This is a genomic window from Vibrio sp. Vb1026, assembly GCF_033338745.1.
Classification (GTDB): domain Bacteria; phylum Pseudomonadota; class Gammaproteobacteria; order Enterobacterales; family Vibrionaceae; genus Vibrio; species Vibrio alginolyticus.
The window spans coordinates 90,038-107,921 of the sequence record NZ_JAWOTH010000014.1 but is presented as its reverse complement, the minus strand read 5'-3'; the positions used below and the strand labels follow the sequence as shown (position 1 = coordinate 107,921).

The following is a 17,884-nucleotide window of genomic DNA, read 5'->3' as shown; positions in this document are numbered from 1 at the left end:
GAAGATCTATGTCTAAGCATTTATCAATTTGGTGCGGTGTTGTTGTCGCTATCTTTTTTTGGTCTAGTAACTTTAACGTAATAAAAGCTATTAATAGCGATGTCTCTCCTTTGGATTCAGCGACGTTACGATTTTCCGTTGCAGCTTTAATACTCTTACTGATAAGAGGAACTAAACGCTCTCCATATGGAGCTAAGCTCACACGAAAAAGTATGTTGTCGTTGTTTGTTATAGCAACCGTGGGTGTAACTATCCAAAACTTCTCTATTTTCTCTGCAATGAGCTTTACTACCCCAGTTAACGCAGCGGTTGTTCAGGCAAATCTACCACTTGTCACTATCTTGTTGTCGGGCTTTATTCTCAAAACTTCCATTTCGGTTAAAACTATTTTAGGTGCACTAATCAGTTTTTGTGGAGTGGTAATCGTCATTACAGGGGGAAATATTCATTCTATTAGCAGCAATAGTAATATTGGTGATCTATACATGTTATTTGCTTTAATTAGTGGGTGTTTATACACAATTCTAGCGAAGCGTTTAACATCTCATATCCCAGTAACTCAGCAGTTACGTTGGGTGTTAAGTATTGGTGCCATTCAAATGGTCGCTATAGCGATGTACCACGGCGACTTTAGCCGTAGCTTAAATGCCATAACATTTAAAGACCTATCACTAATAGCGTACATGAGCCTGTTTGGCACTTTGATCGCTTATTACTTTTGGATGAAAGGTGCTATCGTTCTTGGTCCAGATAAAATGTCTCCATTATTTAATATTATGCCGGTATTCACTCTACTGATTTCGTTCATTTCTGGTGAGCAGGCTCAATGGGAAAATGTTTTAGGCGTCTTTATCGTTGCGGCTGGTGTGTATATAGGTAACTCAGCACCTTTTGCTCGTTTACGGAAGGTGGTGGAGTAAAAATAGACGCCAACCTTAAGTCGCATTATTTAGAGCAATACTTTGTTAATTGGTATAAGTTTTCTTGGTTTCCAATAGGTACATTTTTTCGCTTTCGTCGTTCACTCTTTTATCTAACTTTATTGAGTGCATGTCGAAAATCTTCAATCTTTTGCTAAGAGCGTTTTTTACTATGTAAAAAACAGAGGAGAATGACCATGAAAAAACGACTCAACTATATTGAAGTAGCGCCAAAAGCAATAGAAATCCTATACGCTCAGGAAGCTTACTTCCATGAACAATTTAGCCAATCAGAAACTATGAACATGATCATATGGGAACTGGTTAAGTTACGCATATCGCAAATCAATCAATGTGCATTTTGTATCGACATGCATAGTAAAGATGCGCTTAAGTTAGGTGAAAAGCCGGAACGCATATGGGGGCTTAGTGCATGGAAAGATATGCCATTCTACAGCGATGCAGAACACGTTGCGCTTGGCTGGGCTGAATTACTAACTGCTGGCCTACCAGTAGATGATGATACCTATCAGCTGACCTTGAATACCTTTGGAGAAGAAGCTATGGTCAACCTAACAATTGCGATCAACGCGATCAATAGTTGGAACCGAATAGTTAAGGCATTTAAGCCAAAGGTTGGAGTCTATAAACCTCGATAATTCTATTTGACGGTTCTTACTTGTAAGCCAATGCTTATACCTCAACTTAATAGGAAGAAAAGTACATGTGTATCACTTTCTCATTTAAGTTGAGGTTAAATAGGATGATTCATTTGAACTTAGAATTTGATATTTTAAAACCTCAAAAGGCTTTAGCTGGCTATGTTCAAGCCATTTGGTCAGCATCCGTCAAACCTGATACGACGCAAACCGTACGTAAACAATTACTCAGTGATGCTGGTACAGGTGTGGTATTCATTTTACAGAATGAAGTACAAATGGATGGTGAGTGGCAGACGCCGGGGGTTGTCCTACTGCCTATAAGCATTCTGGCACATCAGGTCTGCCTACCGCCAGGCGCGGTGATGACTGGCGTACGCTTTCATCCTGCTGTTGGTTATCAACTATTTGGTAAACGTCTAGAACAGCTATTGCGGATTCAAGACGACCACCCTTTGGCTTCTTCTGCACTAGCAACATTTGAGTCTCTGCAAATAGCTCGTTCGCCATATGCAAGGATTTCTACGTTATATCGCTGGGTTCAAACACTGATTGAGGAATATGAACCGCAGTATGTCGGCCACATTATTGACCAACCTACAGGGACCATCAGTCAGCGCCAGAGAGAGCGCAATTTTCAGAAATGGTTGGGGATTACTCCTAAACATTACCAACGCATTAAACGAGTGAAGCACACTTTAGAGCAACTCCGAGCGCAACCCGATCTTACTTTATCGGAGTTGGCGCTGGAGCAAGGTTTTTCCGATCAAGCACACATGACTAGAGAGTGTAAGCAGATTGCGCGCATGACACCGAAGCAGTATGTCCGAAAGAGAAACCTCTAAACCTTATTAGCTTTCTACATCAAACCCCATTGATTCAGAATCGACCATATACTTGTTACAATGTTCGATCATATATCACCTACTTTTTCGATCGCTCATTCCAGCTTGATGTGAGTTGGTTAGCTCGCTTTTGATGCCGCGTGCCGCTCTACCATAAACGCGATCACTTCTTCGCTTAAGCAAGATTTGCTGATGTATTGGCGTTGTTTACCAAGGTGAAGGATAAAGCCCAAATCGGTTTGTTCGAGTTGGTCGATTTCACTCCAAGCGAGGCTGCGATCGATTTTACCGCTTTTGTAGCGCACGCCATCTGCATTCACTTCAAACACCACTTTACTGCCGCGGCTTGAGCTGATGGTTTGACGCCACAGCCACCAAGTTCTTTTGAAGTAAACGCTGCACGCTTCAATCACACTCAATACGATAAAGAACCAACCGACGTAACCGTTAGGTAGCAGTTCAAACTCCAATAAAACCACACCAAAGATAAGAAACAGCATCCCTTTTAGGTACGCTTGTGGGAACTTCGTTGGCTGGCTAGTTTGATCATAACACTCAGCAAAAAATGGCTTGTCGAGTGTGTATTCTGTAGTGAATTCGAAATCTTTAGACATGTATGGTTACTTCAAGGCTTCTATAAATGAGTATTCTTGGTTGCACTCTCGCAACGCATGCATTGTAGCGCTTCTCGGGATTTATCTTTAGTCCTTTTGATTCTGTTTTGTAAATCAATGATACCGCCACGCAAAAAGACCTCGGTGCTCTCGCCAAGATCAAACAAGGCGAACCATTTGGCTCGCCTTGCTAATTAACAACCTGTGTGACTTGTTGAGGTTTTCTACTTTAGAGGGTCGTTGTCTGGCAACGCACTGTGTATCCATACTGCCAGTCGGTGTTTGATGCTTGCGCCGTCTAGCTTGCTTTCCGGCAATGGCGTGATCTGTTTTGCATCGACCAAGAATAGGTAAATCGCTTTTACTCTTAGAGGTTGTGGTGACTGAGGAAGGTCAAAACCTTGTAGCTTCGCCATCTTCCCACCAATCTCTAGTGCCTTCTTAACCAGTTTGTCTTCATTGTGAAGCTTGGAGCTTTTTGACATTGATAAATCCTCTTCTTCGCTTCAATTAAGAATACATGAAGTGTCACGTATGGCGTGTTAGTAAGCTCGCATATTGATAAGTTTATGCCTTCTTACCGAGTAACTGATTGAAAAACGACCTTAATTCGTCATCACCAAGATTGAGCAGGTAGTCACCAACATACCATTCAACAATCGATTGATTTGGATGTGCCGTGACTTGCGGGTTACCAAACCAAATGCCCTTTTCCGTGGCAAACGTGTATTGGAGTTCTTTCAACTCTTCGCAGCTAAATGGCAGGATAAGGTGCAACATATTTGCTTGAGGCTGGGTTGGTCTCACCGCCAAAGATGGGAACTCTTCAATGATCTTGTAGATCTGTTTTGTTCGCTCAAACAGAGCCGGCATTTGTGACAACCTTTCATCAAACTGCATTGCCGCAGACACCACATAAGGTGTTCTGTGATAGAGGTTGCCACCTTGCCGCTTCATCCACATTGAAGCCAGTTCAATGAACGACTTTGAGCCAAGCAACATAGATCCGCCCATGCCGTTGATGCCTTTGTATAGTGAAACATAGGTCGTATCAAAACCAGCGGCGATCTCGCGGTATTCTTTCTGATAGTAAGCTGCGGTTTCCCATAGTCTTGCGCCATCCATATGGAGATGAATTTTGTTTTCGGCGCAGTACGCTTTGATATCTTCCAGTTCTTGCCATGAAGGTAGCTGACCACCAATTTCTCGCATCGGGAGTTCATAAAGAACGGCTGCGATTTCATCCGGCCAAGCAGTGAGATCCTCAAGCTTCCATGTTTGATAAGGGTTCCCTACTGGCAAAATACTAAAGCGATGTTGAAGCTGATAGCCTTGTTTTTCATGCACCGGAATATGGCTAGATGCGTGCATAGCGATAATAGGATTACGCTTTTGCCTTGTGACGATTTCGAGCACCGTTGGCTGCGTCATCGTCCCTGTTACAACAAAAAGCCCTGCCTCGTAACCTAGCAGTTCGGCAACCTTTTGCTCGAACGCTTGAATCGTTTCTCCCTCACCGTAGACATCGTGATTGACGTTGTTTTCTTCGCACCACTTTGCCATTTTCACAAAGTGTTCGGCTGGAGAATCTTCTTTATTACCAGGGAGATGGGTATGACAAAGCTGTTTTAGGTGGGCACTCATTGTTCTGTCCTTTGAATCAAAGTTTCAACAATGTAACTTGTTAAAACGGAGGCGTAAACTGCATTTTCGCGATGCATTTTCTGCTTATGCTTCCATGCTGAACCTCCGATTGGACATAGATTTAACTTAAGAGTGATTTACGCAGAACGAAGATCATGCTCACCGTAAACAAGCCATTTCGGTAAATATGCGGCTTCTGGAATCGTCCAGCCATACTTATCGTATGCTAATGCAGCAAGACCAGTCAGTTTCAGAGAAACATTTCCTTTTGGCGAATAGCGAACATCTTCATTCATGTAGAACTGGTAATGCGCCTCTAACGCATCCCTCAGTGCCTCTTGATAATGTGCCTCATCGCCATCGATAATGGCAACAAACACATTCACAAATGGAATAAACAAAGAGTGTACATATGGCACCCTGGTTGATTCTAAATATTGTGGGGAGGATTTCTCCATCACCGTTTGCAATAACTCAGGTAACGCTGATGAATTGCTAAATACACCGTTAACGAACTCGACCAGCGCAACATCGAAAGGATCTTTTAAACGCACTAACGACTCATCCATGATGGTCATCAGCTCTACGCAGCGCCAATCTCTCGCGGCCATCGCTAAACAGATTTCATCCAACCATGCATCCATTGTTCCTTCTGCAATAGAACGGTTACCTACTTCCGAAAAATGTCGGTGCCCAACAGAGAACTCAACAACTTGGTCTGAATGATTGGCCAGTAAGTATACGTTATTCAGTAACTCAAGCGCTCTTTTTATATAAGCTGGCGAGGCCTGATGTTGTCCGTATTTTGAAGCAGTGAAGAATGCATCAAGCGAATACCAAGCGTCGCTACTCATTCTTTTGAGAGGTTGCTGATAAAAAGATTGTTTTTCATCAAGCATTTTTTCCCAAAAACTGTAGAAACGTTCGTCTTCTTCACGAAAAATACGCAATTTTCTTTCTTCAGGTATCTCTAAATAGCGATTTTTCATTGGTTCCATCGTTCCCTAGCCTCGCATTATAAGTTGTTCTAATTTTTTGCCGTGATGATAATCATCCTCAAAATCAAGCAGTGAATGATGCCGAAGTTGTTTTATGAAATCAATTTATAATCAGTATGTTGTATCGAAAGTTAATGCTTAACTGAAATGAATCGAAAAGCCGAAAAACATTTGAAATATAAGGCTACCGCACAAGCCGCGATGGGTAAGCCAGAACGTACCTGTCCATAAACAGTGGACGACGAACACTGACTTTGTGGAGTAAAGATAGACAGATATTCACCATTGTGTTCGCCTTTCTTTTTCTGTCGCTTTCGATAATACTCTTGCACAATATTACTCAGCTGGAAAATTTTATGCCTCAAGCAAACTCTGTGGTCGTACTCGACTTTGAAACCACAGGTCTCTCTCCTACTTTAGGTGATCGCGCAATAGAAATTGGTGCAGTAAAGTTAGTCAATGGCGAGGTTGTCGATAGTTTTCAGCAACTCATGAATCCCGGTTTCAGAGTGAGTTCTTTCATTGAGAACTACACCGGCATTACCAACAATATGTTGCGATCGGCACCAAGCTGCGAAGAGGTAATGGCGTCATTTAGTGAGTTCATTGCAGGCGAAAACCTTATCGCTCACAACGCGTCCTTCGATAAACGATTTTTAGATGCGGAGCTTGAACGAATCAACTGTGGTTATTCGGGTGAGTTTGCTTGCTCCTTACTAGTGGCAAGACGGCTCATTCAAGAAGCCCCATCACATAAGCTAGGTGAACTTGTTCGCTATAAAAATATCGACAACGACGGTGTTTTCCACCGTGCACTAGCCGATGCGCAAATGACAGCCAAGCTTTGGCTCTTAATGGTCGAAGGGATAGAAAACTCAGGCGTCGAAAAACCAAGTTTTCAGTTGATGCAAACGGTCAGTAAAACAGCCAAAGGAAAAGTCGACCTGCTACTCGCCAAAAGCCGTGCGTAACCCCCTCCGAACTAAAAGCTGATTCTAGTCTCTTCGACGTTTAAGTGATTTTCGATATACATGCGATATTGGTTATATCTGTCAATATCGCAGTGCTTCTTATTCAAAACAAAGATCGCCTGGGTCACTCTATCCTCCAAAACTTCTAAAAAAATCGTGAATTATGTCTCACCGATTTAGATACTCGCTATAGTCACTCGAGACAATACGCAACAATTCGAGGTGTATTCACTGACTACTGATTTGTAAGCGATGATCAACAATGTTTTTCTGTTCTTAGAACAGTTTGCAGCTTTACTCATACTCGTACTGATTTCTGTTTTTGCTGTTGGCTTTTTATTTTTTGGTAAGGAAGCTCAAGAGTTTACACCAAGCATAAAAGGACGTATTACGAAGAACGATACTCCCATAAAGAATGCAAATGTAGTACTTAACATTCGGTCAGAAAATCGTTCTTTCGAACGTAGCTTCACCACGAATACAAATGGGGAATTCAAGTTTGATCCTGTTTTCAGAAAAAGGAACAAAGTTCTAAGTATTTTCGATGGCCTATTTCAAACAATATGCAGTGTAGAAGTGACCACAACCGTTGCCAATCAAAAGGTTGTTATTTGGAAAGGAATTTTCAGGCATCATGTCATCGGTATGAAGGAAAGAGTAAATATGTCTAATTTAAACTGTGAAGCCACCAACCCCATCAGAAAGTTTGAATTTCAATCCCATGGGGATTCCGTAAGTAGTCAATGTGACTTAAGTGATTACTTAAAAGTAAACAGATAGAGTAATGTTTACTCTATCAAACTCCTCAACTTCCTGATCCGAAAGCGGTAGTTCGCTGGTCTCATCAACCAAACTGGCTTACTATGCCAGGTACCTAAAACGCTTTGTGAGTCACTCATGAGCAGAAAAAATAACAAAAATCTCAGCATTCTTCTTAAACTCAGCACCTTTATTGCACCTTATAAATGGCGGGTTGCGGCGGCCTTGGTTGCCCTTGTCGCGACAGCAAGTTTGACGTTATCCGTTGGCTATGGAGTGCGCATTCTTATCGACCAAGGCTTTGCTCAGCAATCATTGCAAGAGCTCACCAATGCGATTCAGTTTATTGTCGGTGTCACATTGTGTATTGCCATTGGGACTTTCTTTCGCTTTTACCTTGTCTCTGCCGTAGGTGAGCGCGTTAGTGCGGATATTCGCCTTGCGGTGTTTAACCATGTGATTACGCTGCATCCGAGCTATTTTGAGACCAACAGTAGTGGCGACATAATGTCGCGCCTGACTACCGATACCACATTGCTGCAAAGCATTATTGGTTCATCGTTCTCGATGGCGATGCGTAGCGCTTTGATGTGTTTTGGTGCCATCATTATGTTATTCGCTACCAACGTTAAGCTCACGCTGATTGTGCTTGCTTCTGTGCCTTTGGTTCTGGTTCCGATTTTGTTTTATGGACGACGCGTGCGTGCTCTCTCTCGCCAAAGTCAGGACTCAATGGCCGATGTTGGCAGCTACGCTGGAGAAGCGATAGAACATATTAAAACCGTGCAAAGTTTTAGCTCAGAGTCGCATGAACGAGCGGCTTTCGCTGTCGAGGTGGAAAAAGCTTATGAAGTAGGTAGACAGAGAGTAAAACAGCGCGCGATCCTGATATCAGGCGTTATTGTGATTGTGTTCAGCGCGATTGCAGGCATGCTTTGGGTAGGCGGCAGCGATGTGATTCAGGGAAAAATGTCTGCGGGTGACCTAGCCGCATTTGTGTTTTATGCCATTATGGTTGCCTCATCGACTGCAACCATTTCCGAAGCCATGGGTGAATTGCAAAGAGCCGCAGGTGCTACCGAACGGCTGATTGAGATCCTTCAAGTAGACAGTGATATTAAAGCGCCAAGCAACCATTTGCCTGTCCGTGCCGACATGCTTGCTGAGGTTAACTTTAATTCGGTGAGTTTCAACTACCCTTCTCGCCCAAATCAACCAGCAATCAAAGAATTAAATCTAACCGCTGAACAAGGAAAAGTACTGGCGTTGGTCGGCCCTTCTGGTGCAGGTAAAACAACACTATTCGAACTGCTGCAACGATTTTATGACCCACAGCAAGGGCAAGTGTTGTTTGGTGGTGAAGATATTCGACAGTTCGACCCAAACGAGCTTCGACGTCAAATGGCGCTCGTACCACAACAACCAGCGCTGTTTAGCCATGATGTTTTTCATAATATTCGCTACGGTAATCCTGAAGCGACGGATGTACAAGTTATCGAAGCCGCGAAAAAAGCCCATGCCCATGAGTTTATTGAGAAGCTTCCCGAAGGCTATCACAGCTTTTTAGGGGAGCGCGGCGTTAGGCTATCGGGCGGACAAAAGCAGCGCATTGCGATTGCTCGCGCGATTCTAAAAGATCCAAAAATCTTACTGCTAGACGAAGCTACCAGCGCCCTTGATAGTGAAAGTGAACATCACGTTCAGCAAGCACTTGAAGCTCTAATGAAACGACGCACAACGCTGATCATTGCTCATCGTCTTTCGACTATCCAACATGCGGATAAAATTGCGGTGCTCGACAATGGCGAATTAGTCGATGTTGGTAACCACCAATCATTAATGCAAAGCTGTGAGTTGTATCAGCGACTTGTGGCATTGCAATTTAAGCACTTGGAGTAACGCCTAGTTAAGCGCTCAAAAATAAGCAAAGGCGGACCAAATAATTTAATAACAGGAGTTTAACGATGTTTTTGTGTCAGTCCAGCGAGCCCTTGCGAGACTAGGAATCTAATAGCAGCGCTCTGAGTGGTTAATGAGATAATTTAGACCATGAAGAGCTAGGATAGAAGATTCCACATCATGTCCCATCGTCGCTGTACAAGGTGACGAAATACAAAAGATGCCACTCGCAGTTAAACGAGCGGCATTAAACCAAGCAGCTCGCCTTTTAACAAAGGAATTCCAGTAAGAATCCAGTAACCAGCGTATTCTTCCTTCAACTAGAAACACCGTTCACAACCACCATATAAAAACCATTCAACTTCATTTGTAACAATCTAGGTTTCAAAAATAGGAAATCATTGCTGAAAAAGTTTACCGCGTTTTGTGTTGCTATCTATGGTTACAATGTTTGAGACATCAATGCCTTTAAACCAAGCAACACAAAAGCGGCACCGATATGAACAGCGAAGCGAAACAACTATTTTCTTATCTATGTCAGCGATACGATGCGCTTTCTCAAGAGCTTGAGTCTCGCCCTTTTCCTGAATTTTCTGAGACTATTACTCATCCTCTTGGGCACTGTTTAGTCCGTTGCCCAGCAGGTAGCCAACGCTTTTCTATTGTAGCAGTCAACTTTGCACCCTCCGTTCGCGGGCAAGGCGTGCTTACTGCATTTATCGACTACATCAAAAGCAATCCATACCACTACCAAGGTGTTGAGGTTGCAATCATTGAAAACAAGAACTTAGCTAAACGGCTTTTGTCTCTTGGCTGGAAGTACAAGTCCCTGTTTGGCAAAATTTTCTTCGCCAGCAAGCCAACCCTAGTAAAGGACTTTCAGTCTGCGTAATGGTTATTACGACACCGCATCGACATCCAAAGTAAAACCATCACTCAAAATCCGTAAGCATGTTGAAAAAAACTTGGCGATCTTCTGCAGTACTTCCTCGATGAGCAGTGTATTCAACGTGCGCCTCTGCGTTGGCTTTTGGGGATAGATTGATGCCCCATAACGCATTAATTTGGTTTGGTACGATGGAATAACGCATATCAACAATTCGCAATTCATTATTCGGATCCGTCGCTACAAAACCGTTTGAAAACCAACGGAAACGTTCGATGTCTCTTGCTTGTTGCGATTGCGGGTTTAGCCACGGAAATTGCTCTTTTATATTTAACTTTGGAGTTGATTCGCCAGGGTAAATTTTTATTGAACGCCCCACCCTTACGGCATCTACATAGTAGCTCTCTTCCGTTTCATAAATTAGTTTCCAAACCAAAAGATTGCTGAAACTTGGTTTGGCTTTTAATTGTATAGCGTTGTGTTGTCGCTCTTTGACGATTTCCCAACCAGCTACTTCTGCTCTATCTCGTTGAATCATTCCAAGGCTTAGGTAAGCCAAACACCATAAAAATGCAATGCGGGCATAGTTTGGGCTTCGCTTCAGTGCAGAAAACAAAAGCAATATTAAAATAGGGAGTGTGAAAGCGGGGTCGATTACCGAAATAGTGTTCCAAGCATAACGCGTGTTGCTTATCGGCCATAGAAGCTGTGTTCCATAACTGGTGCATGCGTCTAATAACGCATGGGTACTATAACCAAGCGCGCAGTAAAACCAACTCTGCCGGAAGCTTAGTCCTCGCTTTTTTGCGAACAATGGATACAACACCAAAGCACAAATGAAACTACCAAACGGGATAAACAAGAGCGAGTGAGTAAATTGGCGATGGTATTCCAAATACAGCAAAGGATCAGTTGAAGAACGGATGAGCACATCTAAATCCGGAGCCATCCCAGAGACCACGCCCAACACGCCAACAACTGCAAGGTTTCGCTTGTTGCTCACGGCCAGTGGCAAAGCTGCACCCAATAAACCTTGCGTTAACGGATCCATCGTTCACTTCCTTTAGATAGATGAAGCTCAGCTGGAAAGCGTACACGCTCAATAGTCGGTTCCAATTTAAAAACCAGAAGGTTCTTCGACATAAATTATCCGCATTTAAGTGGAAAACAATACACGACTTAGTCATGCATTTGCTTGTTTAGCAACAAACACCTTGATTTAGTGTAAGAAGGAATCACGCCGTTCGCTAGTGAACGAACAAATCTGAGTCTAGGCTTGTTTGGTATTTCAAACCCGAAGGTTTATCTGACGCGAAAAAACAAGGCGATCCAAATGGCTCGCCTTGTTTCTAATTTACTGAACGATAAACGACAGGTGTTTAGTCTTGAGGATGCTCTTTCGCGTTGATTTCAGCGTAAGTGTGCAGCAGCTCCGTCAATGTTTTTACCCACGCAAAAACATCCGAAGGTGCATTTTCGATTAGTTTTTCCACTAGAGCACAGTGTGTTTCTAGCGTGATGGCCTCTTCCAAACGGAATGAGATCGCGTAGAAATGCCAAAGCACCAATCGCGTCATTCGCTCGCTATTTTGCTTTGCGTTGTCTGAGTCATCAAACGCTTGTTGAATTTCACTCAGTGCGATTGCTGTCATGCGTAGCATTGCATCAAGACGTGCAGACAACATGCGGTCTTCACTATCCACTTCTTCTTGTTCAAAAGTGAACAGCTCATTCATCACGTCTTCTGGCACCATTTTACTGATCATACGAGCACTAAACTCTTCCAGCTCATGGCGAGGCATAGTTACAAGACAATCGAAGGTGTAATCACGAAGCATAAAATCACTCTAGGTTAGAAATCAATTTCAGCCTCGCATTCTAAATATTGAAATTTCAATTGCCAGTGTTAATTTCTATCCATCTACGAAAAACTACAAAACACCGTTGATTGCAATACCAACACCAATCCGCTGCTGATTATGATCATAGTCGATCAAGCTCTTACCATAACCCGCTGAGTATTGTGCGTACCCCTGAACTTTGCCCCAAATCGGAAATGACACACCCAGTTCTGCAAAACCCTTATGTGTTTGAAAGTTCTGGCGACCTAAAAAGGTAAACTCGTAACCATTCCACTTGTAAGCACTCGATAGCTCAAAGTGTCCCATATAGTCTTCGATATCCGGGTTATCATCACCTTTGGGATCATTAGGCGATCTCTTTTCATCTTCAGGTATACGCCACCAAGGCTGGATAGAAACCGCAAAATTGTCTTTTGCAAAGGTTAAGTTGGCATAGACACGGTTCCAACTGCGCGATAGCTCCTGTCTCTGACCGTTAGACTCATGTTCAATACCAAAACCTAACCAAGTCGAACCATCAAGTGGTTTCCAGTCTGTTGGGGTGTAGTAAAAAAGCTCTGGACGATAATTGGTTTCACGGAATGGACGAGATGCTGCACCCGTGTATACCTGCCAAAATGATTTAAGAGTCATTCCAAAAAACAGACCATCGCCATCAAACAACAAGTCATCATAGTTCATTGGTACTTTAAAACTGATTTGGAACTCCGCCTCTTCCTTACGCAGTTCATCGCCGTATTTGGTGTCGGCATACGCGCGTTTATTTACACGATCACTGTATGTAAACGGAAGAATATAGTTAACGCGATGCGCGACCAGACTAAACGGTTCGAACGCGTTTTCTCGTTCTGATTCCAAACGCTTGTCGACCAAACTTTCCTGAAGTTCTTCAGGCTCTTCAATTTCTGGATCAGCGGGCACTGTGCTGGTTACTGTGTCAAGCTCACACTGCGCGCGAATGCTCTTTATGGTTTCCTCACCTTTGCTTTGCTTTATTTTGTCTAGCAAACATAAATCATAAGCACTGGCTGTTTCTCCCATCGCAACTGGCGCTGCCAATAAACTCAGTATTGATATCCCTGCCACTTTTGAAGCCATCTGAAACCCTTAATATTCTTTATGTCAAACCAGATAATTTTAGTTTTTCTTGGTAAACCGCTTGCCATTCTGACGTTAAGGCAATGTTAAATGTCCGCCGACTTTACGTCTTGGATAAATGCAACAGACTTTAGACATATCGGTCAACTATGATCAAAGCGCAAAAAACAACCAAGAGTTGAGCATCATAGATAAAAACCACTCGTTTGCATGATGCTCATGTTCTCTATGCAAAATACTGGCTCGTAACTTTGATTGCAAACCCGGCTATGAATAAACCCAAACCATAACCCAAATGCGCCAATGTGCTAAGAAAACGGGCTTTCCAAGGTGTTGGGGTTTTACTCGCAGCAAAACCAAATCCTAGACAAGGTTGAATGACCAAAAATGGGAAGATCAACGTTACCACGCCTGTAATTAAGCTGGGCATTAGACTGGGCTCTACCAACCAATGATGACCAAAAACAGTAACGTGAGCCAAAGCGAAAGTAACGCCGATGGCATAATGCAAAAACCAGCCAAGTGACTTTTCTCCCGGCATCGCCTCCGACGCCATAATTGGCGCATGCATAAGCTTTCCTTGGGGCATGTACAAAACCCAGCGCGCAACCAACGCATAGTTTAATGAAGGAATACCAAACACTCTCCTTTGTAACCATGCCCATAAATCCATTATCAAAGTGGCACCAATCCCTATTAGCGCCGCTTGCAATCCCATTAAAAGCAGCATTTTTCTCTCCTCAAGTTTTTGATTTGTTAAGGTCTTAGTTGCATGCTACAACTTAAAGCCAACTTGAAGTCAATGGGGAATAATATGGATATTGCAGAAGTGGTTAGAAAATCAGGATTGCCGACTTCAACGCTCAGGTACTACGAACAGCTGGGGTTAATTCGCTCGATAGGAAGGAATGGATTGAGACGCCAATATTCACCAGAGGTACTCAATACACTCAATTTAATTAGTTTGGGGCGTATCGCTGGAATATCGCTTAACGAAATGGCAGAAATGTTGAATCAATCAGAAGTTTCAAAGCCATATATCGATCGTGACTTACTAACGAAAAAGGCACTTGAGATTGATGAGCAAATAAAACGTTTGAAAGCGGTGCGAGACAACCTCAACCATGTCGCCACCTGCCCTCATGAGTCACATATGGACTGTTCTTCATTTCAGAAGCTTATGAAGGTCGTAAAGCGTTATGTCCCCCAAAAGCAGAGATAAACCGCTCTCCCTACCGTCCTATTCTTGATTTACACGGAAGTAACTCGCGGTTGTGAGTTACTTCCTTTCATATTACTTAGCTTGCGATTTTACGTACTTCTTCACTTTTTTCATCGCCATTTTTTGCTTTAACGGTGAAAGGTAATCAATGAACAAGTTACCCGATAGGTGGTCAATTTCGTGCTGCATCACAATCGCCAAGAACTCATCGCTCTCGATTGTAATCGGGTTGCCATCACGGTCTAGTGCAGACACAACAACTGACGTGTAACGCTCTACATCTGCGTAGTACTCAGGAACAGAGAGACATCCCTCTTGACCAAGTGTTTTGTTTTCTCCGCTCACCACTTCTGGGTTAACCAAGATTAAAGGGTCATTGCGTTCGTCAGAGATATCGATGACAACAACCGCCTCTTTTCTGCCTACTTGGGTTGAAGCTAAACCGATACCATTGCCCGTTGCGTAAAGTGTTTCTAGCATATCGTCTATCAGCGTTTGTACTGTCGATACATCAGTGACTTTTTCTGCTTTTACTTTAAGCCTTGGGTCTGGAATGGAGAGAATTTCGAGGACTGCCATACTTACCTTTCATATCTATAAATCGTAATTCGTGGCGAATTATACACACGTTTCTCGATACATAAACCTGCTAAGCTATCTTGCGCACAAGGCATAAACCATTAACTCAAACTACAACACAATCAATGGGTTTGCCTTTTAGACAAAAAATCCTACAAATAGGAAACTAAAACGCCAGCACATTATGGCTGGCGTCTTGTCATGATCCTAATTGAATCGTTTGTTGTATTTTATCTACTGACTTTCCTTGGCTTTGAGTAATACTCTAATCGCCATTTTCTCACCACTTTTTAAAATTAAGTAGGCGATGCCAATCGTTATTAGCATTATGATAGCAATAAAAATACTTACCCCACCGAGCTCAGATAATAAATAAAACGGAGAAATATCTAACGACATTAAGATAAGAGAGAACACTACCAAACTTGCTAAAGTCCACAGTAAAACAGCATACCATCTTGTTTTTGATGGCATTACATCTCCAGTCTTGTAGCCGAAGTAATAACCAACACTCATGGCTGGGATTAACGTGCTAAGAAAGCCTGTACCACTCATTTCTATCCCAACAATATATTCAATGGCCAACAGCAATGCAGCCCAACAAACGGACGCCAGACACAACAGAGACGTAACAAGAAGTACCGATGGTGGCTGGTTTATTTCTGATTCTGAATAGTTATTTTTTAATTCCACTTTCATTTCCTTCCATTTATTTGAATAAAATAAGCGTTTTAGATCATGATTCCGCTTGGACAACCTAGAGAAACAACACCGCCATAACTCGTTGTTGGCGTAACTACCATGACTAAATCAACAGGAAGAAACACAACGTCCGTTGCTAACGACAAAGGAATGTCAATCAATGATAGTGGGTATAACGCGATAGAAGTAATATCAGCTCTTAAATAGCAAGGTTGTCGTGCGACTGATAACGCGGTGCCTGAAAACGGCTTTCCGTATCCGCCACCAGCATGCGCATCTATAGACGAACACCCCACCATTAAAGATGCTGACACCACAAGAAATACAACTTGTAGCTTTTTAAATAGTTTTATTTTCATTTAACCTAGATTCCAACTAACTGTTATTTTTTAAAACTAAACCCTCTCTCTCAAATTGTATATTCAATAAGTTTACTCATATGGGCCCAGTGCAACCATGCTAATACGTTCTATGTATCAGAAACAATTCATTTATTTCCAATGACACTAGCGAGATCATGCGACGTGATTGGAATCTCACTTAAGTTTTCATGGATCTATCGCGCTGAAAATTGAAGCCTCTACCTGTCATAGAATAAAAAGCCGTCAAAACCAGTGGTTCTGACGGCTTTTTATTTTCTATTACACACTCGATTATTGTTGCAGATTCGCTGTGGCTTCTACTGCTTTGTAGAAGTCCAGCACTCTCTGTTTGAGGTTCGATTAAAACCCTATAAAACATTAAGCCGCAATATTAATTGAGTTGTTCTATATAGCGATTTAGCTCTACCGCATATGTTTTTTCATCAATCGCAGTGTCACCTATTTCTTCATCTAGAAATCCAAGTAGCATTTGTGCACCACCTTCACCATTATTTAACGCTTGCGTCAAGTAATAGGCTGAAAGCACCTTATTTTCAAGTAAACCACAGCCATCATCATACAAACATGATCCTAAATAAAATTGTGCACTAGCCAACCCATCATCAGCAGCCTCTGAGATTAAAGAAAAGCCCCGCTTAACATCCATGACTTTTGGCTCTTTCAGAAGGATTACCCCTAAAAGCTCTTTACTATGAACATCATCCACTTCGATAGCTTTGATCAATAAAGACTTTGCTCCTTGCACATCACCTTGTTCATAAAATTTATTTGCTTCGCTGTACAACTGCTCTGGAGCTTCTCGGGCCTGAGTTAGGAGGCTTTCTGTCGTTTTAGTTGCCTCAAACTTTGACGTAGTATCGTTACATGCCGTAACAAGGAGCACTACTAATAAAACGTTAACAATTCTCATGTTATTCCCATGTGCATTTGATAAACAAGACTGCTGTCGAGTATGAATCGTCATACTGACCGCTTACAATTTGAAACTTTGTATTGATAGGAGCTTTAGCACTAGCTTCACACATATTGGCAATTTGACCACGAACATAAGCACTCGAATCAAAGTTATACTTGTCTTCTTGAGAAATTATACTTGCTAATGAAACTCTAGATAGTTGAGGAGCTCTCCCATATTCCCTTTCAACTTTCAAATACTTCACATTAACAATCAAAATGCAGCCAGATGATTCTAGATTTGCATTGTGTACTCGATTAGCTAGTACTCTAACGTTTTGTCGGATAATATCAAAAAGAAGCATAGCTCTGCCTTTCTGTAATACCATCCCTAAGGCCATGGCTCTTCCACTATTTGCTTTCACTGCAGTAGAAGCTAGAGTTGACGACTGTATTGGAGCTAGAGACGAAAATTTACGTGAAGGAATAACAGCTTTGTTTTTCCAGTGCATTCGAACTGTTAACATACCAGACTTAACCGCCATGTTGCGATCTATCTGTTCCTTAAGCTTTTGTAACCTTTTCTCACCTGTAATATCATTTGGAAGCTTACGTAATGGTCCCGCAAGAGAAGTATCTTTTATGGTATTAACGGGAATTTTCTCATTATCTAATTTGCTTCTTAGTTCGACACAAGAGCTAAATAGTTTGTCAGCTGGATACATGTAATTAATGTAGTTGATTGATAACGGCGTATCTCTCTCGTGCGTTAGTATAGAAATAAATATACATAATGATTCTCTCAAAACCATCACTATGAACTGAATTGCATAAAGTTCCAAGCTCTAAGTTGTCCTAATTGTGAGATATACCCTAATCAATGAAAGTTAATTTATAGTTGGATATTTGTTAGAAACACTCAGCGGTCATTACAAATAAACATTCGTTA

The 17,884-nt window shown here is 42.2% G+C and carries 21 protein-coding genes; 8 read left to right on the top strand and 13 right to left on the bottom strand.

The window, feature by feature from the left end:
- The first annotated feature begins 8 nt into the window (after positions 1–8).
- From R7E47_RS18480 to R7E47_RS18470, 3 genes are all read left to right on the top strand, one after another.
- A complete protein-coding gene (locus tag R7E47_RS18480) occupies positions 9–920 on the top strand; it encodes a DMT family transporter (RefSeq protein ID WP_047104114.1) in 912 nt (303 codons plus the stop codon).
- Between the two features lie 197 nt (positions 921–1,117).
- Entirely contained in the window at positions 1,118–1,579 is a 462-nt protein-coding gene (locus R7E47_RS18475; RefSeq protein ID WP_005376442.1) for a carboxymuconolactone decarboxylase family protein, read from the top strand.
- Positions 1,580–1,683: 104 nt separating this feature from the next.
- Complete coding sequence (locus R7E47_RS18470) at positions 1,684–2,424, top strand: helix-turn-helix domain-containing protein (RefSeq protein WP_169644074.1); 741 nt, start codon at positions 1,684–1,686, stop codon at positions 2,422–2,424.
- Positions 2,425–2,543: 119 nt separating this feature from the next.
- Here R7E47_RS18470 and R7E47_RS18465 read toward each other — a convergent pair whose 3' ends face one another.
- The 4 genes from R7E47_RS18465 to R7E47_RS18450 form a co-directional block, all read right to left on the bottom strand.
- Positions 2,544–3,038, bottom strand: a complete 495-nt coding sequence (locus tag R7E47_RS18465) for a YcxB family protein (protein WP_318084914.1) — start codon at positions 3,036–3,038, stop codon at positions 2,544–2,546.
- A 224-nt stretch (positions 3,039–3,262) separates the two neighbouring features.
- Positions 3,263–3,523, bottom strand: coding sequence for a DUF5062 family protein (locus tag R7E47_RS18460; protein ID WP_005376453.1), 261 nt, complete (start codon positions 3,521–3,523; stop codon positions 3,263–3,265).
- Positions 3,524–3,605: 82 nt separating this feature from the next.
- Entirely contained in the window at positions 3,606–4,682 is a 1,077-nt protein-coding gene (locus tag R7E47_RS18455; RefSeq protein ID WP_318084912.1) for a threonine aldolase family protein, read from the bottom strand.
- A gap of 137 nt (positions 4,683–4,819) precedes the next feature.
- Positions 4,820–5,680: an immunity 49 family protein gene (locus tag R7E47_RS18450; RefSeq protein ID WP_238967206.1), complete on the bottom strand. Its 861-nt coding sequence runs from the start codon at positions 5,678–5,680 to the stop codon at positions 4,820–4,822.
- Between the two features lie 356 nt (positions 5,681–6,036).
- Here R7E47_RS18450 and R7E47_RS18445 point away from each other — a divergent pair, with 356 nt between their 5' ends.
- From R7E47_RS18445 to R7E47_RS18430, 4 genes are all read left to right on the top strand, one after another.
- Entirely contained in the window at positions 6,037–6,651 is a 615-nt protein-coding gene (locus tag R7E47_RS18445) for a PolC-type DNA polymerase III (RefSeq protein WP_005376459.1), read from the top strand.
- Positions 6,652–6,903: 252 nt separating this feature from the next.
- Positions 6,904–7,431 (top strand): DUF6795 domain-containing protein, encoded by a 528-nt coding sequence (locus R7E47_RS18440; RefSeq protein ID WP_193837988.1) that lies wholly within the window; start codon positions 6,904–6,906, stop codon positions 7,429–7,431.
- 117 nt (positions 7,432–7,548) lie between these two features.
- Positions 7,549–9,309, top strand: a complete 1,761-nt coding sequence (locus R7E47_RS18435; RefSeq protein WP_318084909.1) for an ABC transporter ATP-binding protein/permease — start codon at positions 7,549–7,551, stop codon at positions 9,307–9,309.
- 499 nt (positions 9,310–9,808) lie between these two features.
- A complete protein-coding gene (locus R7E47_RS18430) occupies positions 9,809–10,201 on the top strand; it encodes a hypothetical protein (RefSeq protein WP_005376463.1) in 393 nt (130 codons plus the stop codon).
- 40 nt (positions 10,202–10,241) lie between these two features.
- Here the strand turns inward: R7E47_RS18430 and R7E47_RS18425 are convergent, their stop codons facing one another.
- The 4 genes from R7E47_RS18425 to R7E47_RS18410 all read right to left on the bottom strand — a co-directional run bounded on the left by R7E47_RS18425 (position 10,242) and on the right by R7E47_RS18410 (position 13,885).
- Positions 10,242–11,246 carry a metal-dependent hydrolase gene (locus tag R7E47_RS18425; RefSeq protein ID WP_025767819.1) on the bottom strand — a complete coding sequence of 335 codons (1,005 nt, stop codon included), beginning with the start codon at positions 11,244–11,246 and terminating at the stop codon, positions 10,242–10,244.
- Positions 11,247–11,574: 328 nt separating this feature from the next.
- Complete coding sequence (locus tag R7E47_RS18420; protein ID WP_318084907.1) at positions 11,575–12,033, bottom strand: exoribonuclease R; 459 nt, start codon at positions 12,031–12,033, stop codon at positions 11,575–11,577.
- A 93-nt stretch (positions 12,034–12,126) separates the two neighbouring features.
- Positions 12,127–13,155: a phospholipase A gene (locus R7E47_RS18415; protein WP_318084906.1), complete on the bottom strand. Its 1,029-nt coding sequence runs from the start codon at positions 13,153–13,155 to the stop codon at positions 12,127–12,129.
- 226 nt (positions 13,156–13,381) lie between these two features.
- Complete coding sequence (locus R7E47_RS18410; protein WP_213972737.1) at positions 13,382–13,885, bottom strand: DUF2938 domain-containing protein; 504 nt, start codon at positions 13,883–13,885, stop codon at positions 13,382–13,384.
- An 84-nt stretch (positions 13,886–13,969) separates the two neighbouring features.
- Between R7E47_RS18410 and R7E47_RS18405 the strand changes: the two genes are divergently transcribed.
- Positions 13,970–14,377, top strand: coding sequence for a helix-turn-helix domain-containing protein (locus tag R7E47_RS18405; RefSeq protein WP_258510395.1), 408 nt, complete (start codon positions 13,970–13,972; stop codon positions 14,375–14,377).
- A 72-nt stretch (positions 14,378–14,449) separates the two neighbouring features.
- Here R7E47_RS18405 and def read toward each other — a convergent pair whose 3' ends face one another.
- The 5 genes from def to R7E47_RS18380 all read right to left on the bottom strand — a co-directional run bounded on the left by def (position 14,450) and on the right by R7E47_RS18380 (position 17,777).
- Positions 14,450–14,956 carry a peptide deformylase gene (gene def / locus R7E47_RS18400; RefSeq protein ID WP_258510394.1) on the bottom strand — a complete coding sequence of 169 codons (507 nt, stop codon included), beginning with the start codon at positions 14,954–14,956 and terminating at the stop codon, positions 14,450–14,452.
- A gap of 234 nt (positions 14,957–15,190) precedes the next feature.
- Positions 15,191–15,655: an ABZJ_00895 family protein gene (locus tag R7E47_RS18395; RefSeq protein WP_017635325.1), complete on the bottom strand. Its 465-nt coding sequence runs from the start codon at positions 15,653–15,655 to the stop codon at positions 15,191–15,193.
- A gap of 32 nt (positions 15,656–15,687) precedes the next feature.
- The gene (locus tag R7E47_RS18390) at positions 15,688–16,017 is read right to left on the bottom strand and encodes a YceK/YidQ family lipoprotein (RefSeq protein WP_213895736.1); all 330 of its coding nucleotides are present in this window, start codon (positions 16,015–16,017) and stop codon (positions 15,688–15,690) included.
- 394 nt (positions 16,018–16,411) lie between these two features.
- Positions 16,412–16,951, bottom strand: a complete 540-nt coding sequence (locus R7E47_RS18385) for a tetratricopeptide repeat protein (protein WP_213895737.1) — start codon at positions 16,949–16,951, stop codon at positions 16,412–16,414.
- Between the two features lies 1 nt (position 16,952).
- Positions 16,953–17,777, bottom strand: a complete 825-nt coding sequence (locus R7E47_RS18380; RefSeq protein WP_213895738.1) for a hypothetical protein — start codon at positions 17,775–17,777, stop codon at positions 16,953–16,955.
- Positions 17,778–17,884: the final 107 nt, after the last annotated feature.